The organism is Acinetobacter sp. LT1 (assembly GCF_059800965.1).
Genome location: NZ_JBBAXE010000012.1, coordinates 1 through 13,027, shown reverse-complemented (window position 1 = coordinate 13,027; position 13,027 = coordinate 1). Strand labels below are relative to the sequence as shown.

At 35.1% G+C, this 13,027-nt stretch carries 13 protein-coding genes and 1 pseudogene; 7 read left to right on the top strand and 7 right to left on the bottom strand.

Translation table 11 applies throughout. The annotated features are described in order from the left end of the window. Window positions 1-45: 45 nt before the first annotated feature. Window positions 46-159 carry a hypothetical protein gene (locus WBW42_RS12710; protein ID WP_128839948.1) on the bottom strand — a complete coding sequence of 38 codons (114 nt, stop codon included), beginning with the start codon at window positions 157-159 and terminating at the stop codon, window positions 46-48. Between the two features lie 97 nt (window positions 160-256). Further along, a complete protein-coding gene (locus WBW42_RS12705) occupies window positions 257-610 on the bottom strand; it encodes a hypothetical protein (RefSeq protein ID WP_078225433.1) in 354 nt (117 codons plus the stop codon). Between the two features lie 489 nt (window positions 611-1,099). Here WBW42_RS12705 and WBW42_RS12700 point away from each other — a divergent pair, with 489 nt between their 5' ends. The 6 genes from WBW42_RS12700 (at window position 1,100) to WBW42_RS12675 (ending at window position 6,842) form a co-directional block, all read left to right on the top strand. Next, entirely contained in the window at window positions 1,100-1,489 is a 390-nt protein-coding gene (locus WBW42_RS12700) for a hypothetical protein (protein WP_025465552.1), read from the top strand. Between the two features lie 114 nt (window positions 1,490-1,603). After that, window positions 1,604-2,485: a LysR family transcriptional regulator gene (locus WBW42_RS12695; protein ID WP_002113536.1), complete on the top strand. Its 882-nt coding sequence runs from the start codon at window positions 1,604-1,606 to the stop codon at window positions 2,483-2,485. Window positions 2,486-2,730: 245 nt separating this feature from the next. Beyond that, window positions 2,731-3,435 (top strand): CoA transferase subunit A, encoded by a 705-nt coding sequence (locus tag WBW42_RS12690; protein ID WP_032057457.1) that lies wholly within the window; start codon window positions 2,731-2,733, stop codon window positions 3,433-3,435. 1 nt (window position 3,436) lies between these two features. Further along, a complete protein-coding gene (locus WBW42_RS12685; RefSeq protein ID WP_014206696.1) occupies window positions 3,437-4,078 on the top strand; it encodes a 3-oxoacid CoA-transferase subunit B in 642 nt (213 codons plus the stop codon). Window positions 4,079-4,194: 116 nt separating this feature from the next. Then, entirely contained in the window at window positions 4,195-5,604 is a 1,410-nt protein-coding gene (locus tag WBW42_RS12680) for a short-chain fatty acid transporter (RefSeq protein WP_032057458.1), read from the top strand. A 65-nt stretch (window positions 5,605-5,669) separates the two neighbouring features. After that, window positions 5,670-6,842 (top strand): thiolase family protein, encoded by a 1,173-nt coding sequence (locus WBW42_RS12675; RefSeq protein WP_284105459.1) that lies wholly within the window; start codon window positions 5,670-5,672, stop codon window positions 6,840-6,842. A 49-nt stretch (window positions 6,843-6,891) separates the two neighbouring features. Here WBW42_RS12675 and WBW42_RS12670 read toward each other — a convergent pair whose 3' ends face one another. The 4 genes from WBW42_RS12670 to WBW42_RS12655 all read right to left on the bottom strand — a co-directional run bounded on the left by WBW42_RS12670 (window position 6,892) and on the right by WBW42_RS12655 (window position 9,973). Further along, window positions 6,892-7,785, bottom strand: a complete 894-nt coding sequence (locus WBW42_RS12670) for a LysR family transcriptional regulator (RefSeq protein ID WP_003651675.1) — start codon at window positions 7,783-7,785, stop codon at window positions 6,892-6,894. Window positions 7,786-8,018: 233 nt separating this feature from the next. Continuing rightward, complete coding sequence (locus tag WBW42_RS12665; RefSeq protein ID WP_032057462.1) at window positions 8,019-8,912, bottom strand: LysR substrate-binding domain-containing protein; 894 nt, start codon at window positions 8,910-8,912, stop codon at window positions 8,019-8,021. Window positions 8,913-9,459: 547 nt separating this feature from the next. Next, window positions 9,460-9,681, bottom strand: coding sequence for a hypothetical protein (locus tag WBW42_RS12660; RefSeq protein ID WP_014206692.1), 222 nt, complete (start codon window positions 9,679-9,681; stop codon window positions 9,460-9,462). 109 nt (window positions 9,682-9,790) lie between these two features. Continuing rightward, window positions 9,791-9,973: a hypothetical protein gene (locus tag WBW42_RS12655; RefSeq protein WP_002113649.1), complete on the bottom strand. Its 183-nt coding sequence runs from the start codon at window positions 9,971-9,973 to the stop codon at window positions 9,791-9,793. Window positions 9,974-10,388: 415 nt separating this feature from the next. On the opposite strand from WBW42_RS12655, the gene WBW42_RS12650 reads away from it, so the two are divergent. After that, a complete protein-coding gene (locus tag WBW42_RS12650) occupies window positions 10,389-11,807 on the top strand; it encodes an aspartate ammonia-lyase (protein WP_032062280.1) in 1,419 nt (472 codons plus the stop codon). A gap of 54 nt (window positions 11,808-11,861) precedes the next feature. On the opposite strand, the pseudogene WBW42_RS12645 reads toward WBW42_RS12650, so the two are convergent. Next, window positions 11,862-12,917: pseudogene (locus tag WBW42_RS12645) on the bottom strand (TonB-dependent receptor); the annotation flags it as partial. Window positions 12,918-13,027: the final 110 nt, after the last annotated feature.

Here is a 13,027-nt window from a genome sequence, read left to right as displayed (position 1 = left end):
TTTTAATTATGACTAAAACTTAACAGTTCAGAAAATAAAAAACTATCAGTTCATATAGCGCCCTACCCCATACACACTAGACCTGATTGAACCAATATGAGATGTTTGATATGCATCAATACCTACAATAGAGACCACAAAAGATTTCACGACCCCCATAGTGATTTTCTTTACCTTATCTTCTACTTATTTAGCCACACCAAGACTAGAACTAATCGGCTTATCCTTTTCAAGCCCATATACATCTCTGCAAACTTTAATATTTAATTGATATCCATATTCCGGAAACAAAACTAAAAATTAGATAAATAAATGCAGCAATAATTATGGAAAAAAGGACTATGATGACTCCGTTAGTGATATGGTCTCCATTGGTACCATTCTCAGTGTTTTCCTTGGGATTAATTATCATTGGGGTATTTAAAGATTTTTTTGCCTCATAGAATCCCCAGCCTATACCCAGCAAAACAATTAGTACCGCAAAACCAACTCCAATATCATAAATAACTTCCTCAGCAGCATATTTATCATTTGAAGCTGAAACACACTTTTCAAAGTATTTTTTTTCAATTTCAGACAGTGTGGAGATTGATTTTTGATCTTTAAACATATCTTTAAAACGGATATTGCATGTCTCAATAAATTCTTCTTTATCGTCAGTTCCATCTCCCTCGTAATTACTTGGACGTGAAATATATATTGAACTATGTGTAGTTGTAGCCATCTAATTACAGTAATTTATATACAAAATGATAGTTTAATTGATAGTAAAAAATATTCAATTTAGGCCTTACTCAAATGAATCAAAAACCAATGACAATGACATGTTCAAACCTTTCATATGATTTTTATAAAGCCTTATCTCAAAATAGTAAAAATTAATATATTCTTTTGGATACTTACTAACTAAATTATAAAAGTGCCGTTCACTCATTAAGGATGCGCATTTAATTTTTTGACGTCTAATTTTTAGCTTTATTCATCTTTTTATCTTTATGGGGGTGGACAAATTTATACTCTTTATTTTTAAAAATAGCATTTATTTAATTTAGATTATTCAATAGAATAACAATATAAAATCTTGATAAGAAAACAAAATATGATATGGATTAAATTTATAATATACCCTTTGGGGATGTTTGTACTGTGGCAAATTATTTTCATAATTACGCAACTCTCTTTAACATACCTAAATACGCCACAAGTCATTGTAGCTATACTTTCATTGATCATAAATTGCGGTATGCAAATTTTGATTGGTTATAAAATCCCTCAATTAGCACCAAAATATAAATTTGTAGCGAGTGCTACATACATTATTCTCTTCACCTTTTTGTTAGCAATCTATTCAACAACTATTTTATTAGAAGGCTTAAAAGTTGCTCCTCAAGCAATTTGGCTAGGTTATTTGTTTTTCCATGTAGTTGGAATGGCTCTATACTTTGCTAATAACACAGATGAGTTTTGTTGGGAAAATTTACTGAAGTAGCTCAGCCTATTGTCCCCTGCTTTATTTTTATTTTTTTGTCAAAAAAACATCATATTAGACAAATTTTCGTATAAATTACCCTTCTAGATGAGTTGGGCAATCTAAAGGATAGAAATGACGCTTAAACAATTAAAAGCTTTTTTAGCCCTTGCGCGTACACTCAACTATGCTAATGCATCATTAGAGCTACATCTCAGCCAGTCTGCTTTAAGTCTTACTATCAAAAGCTTAGAAGAAGAATTAGGCGGAAAACTATTTAACCGTAATACTCGCCGTGTTGAGCTTACCCAAGAAGGTAAATCCCTTATTCCCTACGCTAAAAAATTACTCGCCAATTGGGATGAAATGGAAAACGATGTTAAACAACGTTTTAAGCTCAATCGTGGAACTTTAAGTATCGCTTCAATGCCCTTCGTGACTCATGCGATTCTGCCTGAAGTAATTCATCAATTTTTAGAACTTCATCCCAACTTGAACTTTTCAATTCAAGATATTCCAAATGAGACCATTATAGAAAAAGTACAAGACGGTATTTTTGAGCTTGGTATCTGCTTTGAACCTGATCTCACCGAAGGCCTAGAGTTCAAACCACTATTTGAAGAAGATTTCTTAGCTCTATTACCAAAGACTCACCCACTTGCTCAATCATCTTCTATTACATGGCAAGAGCTTTGTTCAAATCCATTCGTGACATTGCAAAAACCTTCAATTGTTCGATATTTGGTTGAGCAGAATTGTTTGCGAAATAATATAACGCTCGATTTGAAAGTTGAATGTCATCAAATTTCATCACTCTCAAGCTTTGTGGCTTATGGAATTGGGGTGAGTGCAATTCCAAGGCATTTTGCTAAACACATTGATAAAGAACATAACGTACTCATTGAGTTAAAGGATGAATCTATTCATAAGACTGTAGGAATTGTTTATAAAAAGAACTTTGAAATTTCAAATATTTCGACTCAATTTATTGAAGCTTTGATTCAATATAAATTTTAAAAAATTAAAGACTGCTTTTTAGGATGAGCTAAGCATACGCTTAAGCTAAAATTATTAATTATTATAATTTTCAATGATATGAGGTGATTTTTTAAAGTATTTTTCTTTATGTTCGTCTGATCTTTTGTAGACGATTTGAAACCATTCATTGATTATACTTATTAATCATTTAAAAAAATTAACTTCTATAACGCAAAATGTGATGCTAAAACTAAGATTACTAAGGGATATAGGATAACAATAGAATGAATAAAGTTTATGCCAATGCAGAGGCAGCACTAAAAGACGTTATTGCAGATAATCAAACACTTGCCGTAGGTGGTTTTGGTTTATGTGGAATTCCGGAAAAACTGATTGTTGCAGTTAAGCAAAGTGGTGTGACTGGTCTCACATGTATTTCAAATAACGCAGGTGTAGATGATTTCGGCTTAGGTATATTGCTTCAAACCAAACAGATCAAAAAAATGATCTCTTCTTATGTTGGTGAAAACAAAGAATTTGAGCGCCAATATTTAAATGGTGAACTTGATGTAGAACTTACTCCACAAGGTACTTTAGCTGAAAAGTTACGTGCTGGCGGTGCTGGAATTCCGGCGTTTTATACACAAACCGGCGTTGGTACACTCATTGCAGAAGGTAAAGAAGAACGTATCTTTAATGGCAAAAACTACATTTTAGAAGAATCTTTAACAGCAGATGTTGCCCTCGTTAAGGCCTATAAGGCAGACAAGGCTGGTAACTTAGTGTTCCGTAAAACTGCTCAGAATTTTAACCCTGAATGTGCGATGGCTGGAAAAATTACAATTGCCGAAGTTGAACAGGTTGTTGAAATTGGTGAATTAGATCCGGATGAGATCCATTTAGCGGGTATCTATGTAAACCGCATTGTACTTAATGCGTCACCTGAAAAACGTATTGAGCATAAAACTTTAAGCACGGAGGCAGTATAAAATGGCTTGGTCACGTAATGAAATGGCACAACGTGCTGCAAAAGAACTTGAAGACGGTTTTTATGTCAATTTAGGTATTGGCTTACCTACCCTAGTTGCTAATTATATTCCTGAAAATATTAATGTTTGGCTTCAATCTGAAAATGGTCTATTAGGCATTGGTGAATTCCCGACTGAAGAAACTGTCGATGCCGATTTAATTAACGCCGGTAAACAAACGGTTACTGCTCGCCCTGGTGCTGCTTTTTTCTCAAGCTCAGAATCTTTTGCCATGATCCGCGGTGGCCATGTCAACATTGCAATTTTAGGTGCAATGGAAGTTTCCGAAAATGGTGACTTAGCGAACTGGATGATTCCTGGCAAGAAAGTCAAAGGTATGGGCGGTGCAATGGACTTGGTTGTTGGTGTCCAAAAAGTTGTAGTGCTTATGGAACACTGTGCAAAAGATGGTACGCCAAAGATCGTTAAAAACTGTAGCCTACCTTTAACAGGTAAAGGTGTGGTTCATCGCGTCATTACTGACTTAGGTGTAATGGACATTACACCACAAGGCGTAGAGCTGATTGAACTTGCTAAAGATGTCACGCTTGAACAGATTCAAGCTGCTACAGGTGTTGAGTTTTATAAAACCTTAGTCGCGTAAATTTTAATTTTTAGTAAGCCAGATAAGACTTAAGTTAGAAAGTGAGCTTAAGTCTTAGCCCTTTTAAGCACCGGATGTGCTGTCTATAAATAAGAACGAGAAGGATTTTTTCAGCTATGGAAAAACAGCAAGGAATTTTTGAAAGATTTGCTCTTCGGATTAGTGACTGGTCTGAAAAATGGTTTCCTGATTCATATATTTTTGCATTACTTGGCGTCATTATTGTGTCTATTGCCGCTTTAGGTATTGGTGCGCCTATTCACGATGTCGCGACTTCCTTCGGTAACGGTTTCTGGAGTCTTATTCCCTTTACTCTGCAAATGACGATGCTCATCATTGTAGGTTATGTCGTTTCTGTATCTAAGCCCGTAAAATACCTCATTCAAAAAATGGCACGTATTCCAAATTCTGGACGTGGTGCTATTGTTTTAGTTGCAACCGTCAGCTTGTTAATTTCACTGGTCAATTGGGCAGTAAGCACGATTCTTACTGCACTTTTAGTGATCGCATTAGCGAAACGTAAAGAGCTGAATATGGATTACCGTGCAGCAGCAGCGGCGGCAATCATTGGTATGGGAGCAACATGGGCACTGGGAATTAGCTCTTCGGCAGCACAGCTTCAAGCGAATAAAACTAGTCTGCCTGAGTCAATTTACAACCTAACTGGCGTTATTCCATTTACTGAAACGATTTTCCTTTGGCAATCAATTGCGATGACCATTATTTTGGTGATTGTTTCAATTGCAATCGCCTATTGGTCAGCTCCAAAAGGTAATAATGTTAAAACGATTGATAGTTTTGATGTTCAATTTGAAGAAGACAAACCCCATGATGAAAAATCTAATCGTCCAGGTGACTGGTTAGAAAACTCACCTATCTTAACAATTATTGTGGTCGCATTAGGCTTAATCTGGATGTTTTTTGAATTTTCAAAAAGTAATCCAATCATTGCTATTTCAAGTTTAAACACCTACAACTTTGTGTTCTTAATGCTTGGTCTAGCCTTGCATGGCACACCACGAAACTTCTTAAATGCTGTTTCAAAGGCAGTTCCAGCTGTATCAGGAATCTTAATTCAGTTTCCACTTTACGGAAGCATCGCTTTTATTATGACGCAAGCTTTAAACAGTCAAGATTTATCGCTGTCGCATTATATAGCTGAGTTTTTCGTTTCAATCGCTTCAAAAGAAACCTTTGCAATTGTGATGGGAATTTACTCTGCCATCCTTGGGTTCTTTGTCCCATCTGGCGGTGGAAAATGGATTATTGAAGCCCCATATGTCATGCAAGCAGCAAATGATTTAAAAGTTCATTTAGGCTGGTCTGTACAAATTTATAATGCAGCCGAAGCTTTACCGAACTTAATCAATCCGTTCTTTATGCTTCCAATGTTAGGCATTCTAAAACTAAAAGCAAAAGATGTGATTGGTTTTACAGTCACTCAGCTCGTTGTGCATTTTCCGTTAGTTTTATTTTTATTATGGTTCTTTGGAAGAACTCTTAGCTACACCCCACCTACTTTTTAATTTACTGGCGCCTTTAGTTTCGGCTAAAGGAAAATTTAGCGAATACATCAATAAGAGATATTAAGATGAGTTCAATTGTTATAGTTTCAGGTAGCCGTACTGCAATGGGCGGTTTTCAAGGCAGCCTATCGGCTTTAACTGCACCAGAACTTGGCGCTGCTGTTATCCGTGAATCGATCCGACGTGCAGGTGTTTCCCCTGAACAAGTAGATGAAGTTATTTTTGGTTGTGTATTGAGTGCAGGTATTGGTCAAGGCCCTGCTCGTCAAGCCATGCGTAAAGCTGGCGTGCCTGACCTTGTGGGAGCTGTGACCATTAATAAACTTTGTGGCTCTGCCATGAAAGCGGTTTTAATGGCATCAGATACTCTAAAAGCAGGCAGTGCCAATATTATTGTAGCTGGCGGTATGGAATCTATGACCAATGCACCTTATATTTTACCGAAAGCTCGCGGTGGTTACCGTATGGGTCATGGTGAAATTAAGGACCATATGTTTTTAGATGGTCTTGAAGATGCAGAAACAGGCCGCTTAATGGGTTCTTTTGCTCAAGACATGGCAAATACCAAAGGCTTTACCCGTGAGCAAATGGATGACTTTGCAATTTCTTCACTTAAAAAAGCGCAAACTGCGATTACGGAAGGTTACTTCAAAGAAGAGATTGTTCCTGTTGAAGTAAAAACACGCAAAGGTGTTGAAATTATCGATCAAGATGAGCAACCACTAAAAGCGAATCTTGAGAAAATTCCAACTTTACGTCCTGCTTTTAGTAAAGACGGTACAATTACAGCAGCTAACTCAAGCTCAATTTCTGATGGTGCTGCTGCATTAGTACTCACCACTGAAGAATATGCTCAAAGCTATGGTTTAAATACTTTAGCAAAAATTGTTGCAACTTCTACTCACTCACAACATCCAAGCGAATTTACCATTGCTCCAATTAGTGCAATTCAAAAAGTACTTGAGCATGCTGGCTGGTCTGTTGATGAGGTAGATGCTTGGGAAATTAATGAAGCTTTTGCAATGGTAGCAATGGCGCCAATTCATGAACTCGGGATTGACGAAGCAAAAGTAAACGTCCATGGCGGTGCTTGTGCTTTAGGCCATCCAATTGGCGCAACTGGCTCAAGAATTATTCTTTCTCTTATCTATGCTTTAAAACGCCTTGGTAAGAAGAAAGGTGTTGCTGCATTATGTATTGGTGGTGGTGAAGCTACAGCTGTTGCAATTGAAATCTAAAAATTAAAGTGCCCGGAAGATGTAAGAATTTTTCTTACATCTTCTTTTTTTAGACTTTAAAAAGTTCATAACAGGTTTGACGGAACCATTTATGACTACTTTTATGATGGCAAGACATATGCCAATGTTGTTTAACATCATAAGTTGGAAAGTCTAGAGGTGCCGGTAAAATCTGTAAATTTTCTCTCACCAATAAGACTTGGCTTAAATAATACGGTACCGTTGCGATTGCATCTGTTTCTTGTACGACTAATCCCACTCCAAGATAGCTCGGTAATCGAATTAAAATATTTCGATCCAATCCTTTGTTCTGTAATTCATTTTTAATATGGTAATGCCCAATTCCCGCGTCAATATCGATATGATACTCGCGCATATAATCATCTAAAGTAAAATTATTTGGGTCTAAACGAGGATGGCTCTTAGAGCTAATCACAACATAATGTTGTTTAAAAAACTTTTGTTGATAAAAGCCTTCTTCTAATTGGGGTAAAAAACCAATTGCAAGATCAATCTCACCATTTGCCATTTGATAGCTGGTTTCTGGCGTAATCGGCCTAATATTCAAGCGAATTAAAGGGGCTTTCTCTTTTAAATAGTTTGTTAATTGTGGTAATAAAACTAGATGAGATACATCTGTCATCGCAATTGTAAAAAGCTGATCTGAAGTTAGCGGATCAAAATTCACACTAAAATTATTAATGCTTTCCACTTTATCAATAACTTCACTAATGAGTGGAAAAATCTCTTTTGCTAATTCGGTTGGGATCATCTCATTCCCAACACGAATAAAAAGTGGATCATTAAAATGCTGACGGATTTTGTTCAGTCCATTACTAACGCTCGGTTGTGTAAGGCCAATAGCATCAGCAGCCATTGAAACACTTTTAAACCGATAAATATGATAAAAAATATTTAGTAATCTACTATCTAGATCAAACAAAATTGTCTCCGTCTGGATCAAATAATCCATTCAAAAGGAATAAAATCAGGCACAACATATCTAAAAATGCTCACTAGATTTCTGAATTATTGATATATGGACTAAATTAACAAAGAATCTAGACCATGAGCAATGCTTTATAAAGCCTTTAATCACAAAGACAAAGGTATGAGCTCTTTGATTGATTACTTTGTATGTAAATATCTTGAGGACATTACATATCATTATAAATTTTAATCATGTTGAGTTTGGAAGCCCTTCCAGATTTGCTGAACTGATTTGTTATCACTCAAGTTATTTTTAAAAATATAAATATCTTGTGGCAGACAATATTCGTTATGGTCCAACATGACCAATTTTCCGGTAGCGAGATCTTCCTCTACATTAATTTTTGGAATCCATGCTACACCTAAACCTTGTAATACAAGCTCTTTCAAGTTGGTGGCATTGTCAGTTTCATATAAGGTTTTGTAGATCAGTTTACCTTCAATTAATTGATCGACCAATTTGCGCAAATAAGCATGTTTACTATAAGCAAGTAATGAAAAATTACTGTGAATTGTATGCTTAGGCGTATGATCTGCTTCGGTAGCTGAGACTGGAACAATCTCTGTTTCAGCGATCTTGATACCACTTAAAATATCATCGCCAACTCGATTAATATTAGATCGATCTGCATAGCAAATCATAAAATCGCAGGCACCTTCTTTTAAAAGAGATAAGCCTTCACCACTATTCGTTGCGACAATTTCAATTTTTAAATCACGCATAAACGTTGGGAATTTTTTTAAAAAAGTGGTTAAAAAACCTGAGGCTAATGAGTGTACAACACAGAAACGAATCGTAGATTCGGTTTCATTTTTGATGTTTTTAATCAGCTTTGCTGTTTCTTCTACCTGCTTTTCAATATTTTTAGACATCACCAGCATAATCCGCCCAATGTCTGTAAATTCAATATTATTTTTATTATTTCGAATAATAACTTCAGCTCCGATCATCTCTTCTATTTGCTGAATTCTACGCGTAAACGCAGATTGACTAATAAATCGTTTTTCGGCTGCTTTTGAAATAGAACGCTCACGCTCAAGTGTCAAAAGGTCTTCTACCCAACGTACTTCTAAGTTCATTTTATGCATTCCCTTTTTATATTTATGTCCTTAATCTGTCTGGTTGGGAAGCTGAATAAATAGCTGAATAGATGAATAAAAACTATAAAACATGGGAGTACCTGCAAAAATGCGATGGAGGGTTGGCAAAGCCAAACAATAAAAGTAAGTATTTAAATAATTTTGACATAGAAAAGAGCGTAAGAGAATAAAAGACTTTGATTTAACTCAATAACTCATACAAATATAAAATTATTACTCTAAAAATTATTTTAAATCAAAAAGTAAGGAGCATATAACGCAAGTAAATAACAAATTTTAAGGTAATAAAAAATAGAAATAATCCTATGCTTTACTCATGTTTTATTTTTTATAAAAAAAGTCCGCACCTTGGGGAAGAATACGGACTGTAAAACTGAAAATGACTATCTTGCTTATTTCAGGAATTAAACTCTCTGACTCAATAAATTCATTTAAATCAGAAGATATACTTGTAGTATAGCTCAGTCCATAAAACCTGACTATTCTACTAAAGTATTTAACTTAAGATTGAATAAAAACCGAATTTCTAATATTCACCAATGAGGTAATATAACTTTCTTGAAATTTCAACCATCATATTAGAAGTATATTGAGTAATTTCAAAAACTTGCTTTTTCTGGGGATTGAACACCATATTGTCATTTTCATCACTAAAAAAGATATAAGTGGTGTATTTATCCATGTGGTGAATATGCTCTTTTAAGCTTAATTTTTCCCCAGAATTGGGATCATAGGCGATAAACTTCATTCTCATGAATTTTGTCTCTATACATACAGTCTTTTACCTAAACCTTAAAAAAGTCTAAGTAAAACAATATTTTGATGAAAGATATAAAAGATTAACCTAAGAGCTGTAGCTACTTATAAGATATGGGTACAATACTATTGGCCTTATTTACAGAGGTTTCAGCAGAAGCGATAGATTGCTCTGCTTCTTTAAGCAGACGAGAAGTTTTAGACTCACTTTTCTCTTCACCATGGAAAAGTACATAGTATGTAAAACTTCCCAAGATAATTAATGCGGCTGTGACTTTTAACATAAACTTAAAACTAAGATTTTTTCATATTATAGTTGTTTTTATGTGAAATGCATCACGTTTTTATATAAATTTGTTAGATAAGCTACACTTTAAAAGCTAATAATAAAGATAATTAAGTTGATATTTCACTTAAATTAATCAGTCTTAAATTTTGTAATAAGTTGCTTTTCAAAAATTAGATGACATTTCAATGTATCAAGCAATTTTTTAATTAACCTTATTTTAATATTAAGATATTAATTTAAATAATAAAATTTAAGTTAAATTAATAGTTGTAAGTGAAATCTCCTCGTTAGTTCTCTATAAAATTAAAAATTTGATATGCAAAAAATGCATAATTAACTTGATAAATGCATTAGAAGTGAAGCATTTCGAAATCTAATATGAATTATCTTCTTTACTAATTCGAAGTTTAATGATGAACGCTGAAATTACCACCCGTATTGAGAAGGATCTTATTGGTTATAGAGAGATCAATAATAACGACTACTACGGAGTTCAAACATTACGTGCTTTAGAAAACTTTAATTTAACTCAAAGCAAGGTCGGAAATTTCCCTCACCTTATTAAAGCTTTAGCAATGGTAAAGCTTGCTTGCGCTGAAGCGAACTATAATCTTAAAAGCTTAGATCAGACTAAATTTGAAGCAATTGAATACAGCTGTAATCAGCTGATTCGCGGTAATTTTCATGATCAGTTTCCGATAGATATGATGCAAGGTGGTGCTGGTACTTCAACCAATATGAATGCAAATGAAGTATTAGCAAACGTCGCTTTAGAATATATGGGACATGCAAAAGGCCAATATCAGTATTTGCATCCTAATAACGACATTAACATGTCACAGTCAACAAATGACGTATACCCTACTGCGATTCGCTTAGGTTTGTTATTAAGCTTAGATGAACTAAATCTTCCTTTTAACAATTTAATCTTAAGTTTCCGCAATAAATCTCAAGAATTTGCTCACATCCTAAAAATGGGCCGTACGCAGTTACAAGATGCGGTTCCTATGACATTAGGTCAAGAGTTTGGTGCTTTTGCAGTAACTTTACAAAAAGACCTTGAGCAAATTAATACTCTTATTCCAAATGTTTTAGCGTATATGAACCTTGGTGGTACGGCGATTGGTACGGGAATTACTACTGAATATAGTTACCGTGAACTCGCTATTCAAGCACTTGCAAAAATTTCTGGTAAGAAAATTAAGTCTGCCCCTGATCTAATCGAAGCAACTTCAGATATGGGCGACTTTGTTCTTTTATCTGGTTTATTAAAGCGTACCGCGACTAAACTTTCAAAAATTGCCAATGACTTACGTTTACTTTCAAGTGGTCCACGTACTGGCATTAATGAAATTAATTTAGAAGCTCGCCAACCGGGTAGCTCGATCATGCCGGGTAAAGTAAACCCTGTTATTCCTGAAGCGATGAACCTTGCTTGCTTCCAAATTATTGCAAATGACTTGGCTGTAACTTTAGCTGCTGAGGCTGGTCAATTACAGTTAAATGCAATGGAACCACTTATTGCATTCAAACTATTTGAATCGATGGACTTGCTCGGTAAAGCAATGGCAATGTTCCAAACTAAGTGTATTGATACAATTACGGCGAACCCTGAGCATTGTAAAGCTTTGGTTGAAAACTCAATTGGTATCGTGACTGCACTTAACCCATATCTAGGTTATGAAACTACAACTCGTATTGCTAAAACTGCAAACGAAACTGGACAAAGCGTATTGGCTTTAGTTCAAAATGAAGGTTTATTATCGGCACAAGAGCTTGATGATATCTTGTCGATTAATAATATGGTTAAACCAAAAATGTCGGCTTAATTCCTGAAAATAAAAAAGGAGCTTTATAAGCTCCTTTTTTATTTGTTCTATATTTTAAAAACTGAAAGTTGTAGAGAACTGGGCTGTACGTGGATTACCTAAGAATAAATAGTCATCACCCATAAATGCCCCTACATCACGCCAATATTTCTTATTAAACAAGTTATCAATATTGAATCTAAAAGTTGTGTCATGCCCAGCAAAATTTGTTTTATAGGCAGCACCAATATTAAAGACGCTATAACCACCTACTTTTGCCGTTCCCTCTTTGTTTGCATATTTACTGCTACTGTATTGCATACCACTCAATAATCTTAATCCTTCAACTGAAGGTACTTTATAAGATAACTGCGCAGTTGCGCGGACTTTTGGTACATTTTGAGTTTGATGCCCTTTGTAGCTGTCATTATCAATATCAACAAGACGTGATTTCGTATAGGTAACCCCTGAACTTACGTCGAGTGTATCGGTTAGGGCACCAGTTAAACCTAACTCAATACCTTGATTGTGTTGTTCACCTTGCTCAACAAATTCTAATTTTCCTTCAGAATTTATAGTCGTATATTGATTATCTTGTTTTAAATCAAAAATAGCTGCTGTTAATAAAAAGTTGCGTATTTGTTGCTTAACACCAAGTTCATATTGTTCAGAATTTCTAGGTGATAGAACTTGATAAGCATTCGCTTCTGCATACCATGGAGCTTCGCCACCATCTGATAAACCTTTGGCATATGAAGCATAAAGATTAGTCGCGGAAGTTGGGCTATACATGAGTGCTAATTGTGGCAAGAACTTGTTTAAATCGGTATCTCGGCTTTGCTGGCCATCTGGCTTATAGGCTTGTTCGTCAAGATGAATAAGTTTTCCACCGAGTAAAGTTGACCATTGATCATTAAATTGAACTCGGTCAGATATAGTAAATGCAGTCTGATCACTTTCTAAGGCTTTATAACGATCACCTAAGCTTTCCGATGACGGACTATAGTCAATCGTATCTTCATAGATATTGCCTGTTCCTACCGCTACATTCAGTGGTGTATGGTGCTTTAAGGTTTTATATGTACGTTGTAATTCGAAAGCGATTTGATGCTGGATATTAGCAGTGTTGAATAGAGGTGGTCCCACATGTTTGAACAACTAAAAGCTTATTTATAAGTGATACTCTGCTCTAGTTAAGCTACCTTATTTTGTTGTGGTAGCTGGTCATAGTAAAACTCATC

Bases quoted from the DNA above. Each gene is read 5' to 3' on its own strand.
- WBW42_RS12710 (WP_128839948.1), bottom strand. From the start codon at position 159: ATGGGGGTCGTGAAATCTTTTGTGGTCTCTATTGTAGGTATTGATGCA.
- WBW42_RS12705 (WP_078225433.1), bottom strand. From the start codon at position 610: ATGTTTAAAGATCAAAAATCAATCTCCACACTGTCTGAAATTGAAAAA.
- WBW42_RS12700 (WP_025465552.1), top strand. From the start codon at position 1,100: ATGATATGGATTAAATTTATAATATACCCTTTGGGGATGTTTGTACTG.
- WBW42_RS12695 (WP_002113536.1), top strand. From the start codon at position 1,604: ATGACGCTTAAACAATTAAAAGCTTTTTTAGCCCTTGCGCGTACACTC.
- WBW42_RS12690 (WP_032057457.1), top strand. From the start codon at position 2,731: ATGAATAAAGTTTATGCCAATGCAGAGGCAGCACTAAAAGACGTTATT.
- WBW42_RS12685 (WP_014206696.1), top strand. From the start codon at position 3,437: ATGGCTTGGTCACGTAATGAAATGGCACAACGTGCTGCAAAAGAACTT.
- WBW42_RS12680 (WP_032057458.1), top strand. From the start codon at position 4,195: ATGGAAAAACAGCAAGGAATTTTTGAAAGATTTGCTCTTCGGATTAGT.
- WBW42_RS12675 (WP_284105459.1), top strand. From the start codon at position 5,670: ATGAGTTCAATTGTTATAGTTTCAGGTAGCCGTACTGCAATGGGCGGT.
- WBW42_RS12665 (WP_032057462.1), bottom strand. From the start codon at position 8,912: ATGAACTTAGAAGTACGTTGGGTAGAAGACCTTTTGACACTTGAGCGT.
- WBW42_RS12660 (WP_014206692.1), bottom strand. From the start codon at position 9,681: ATGAAGTTTATCGCCTATGATCCCAATTCTGGGGAAAAATTAAGCTTA.
- WBW42_RS12655 (WP_002113649.1), bottom strand. From the start codon at position 9,973: ATGTTAAAAGTCACAGCCGCATTAATTATCTTGGGAAGTTTTACATAC.
- WBW42_RS12650 (WP_032062280.1), top strand. From the start codon at position 10,389: ATGATGAACGCTGAAATTACCACCCGTATTGAGAAGGATCTTATTGGT.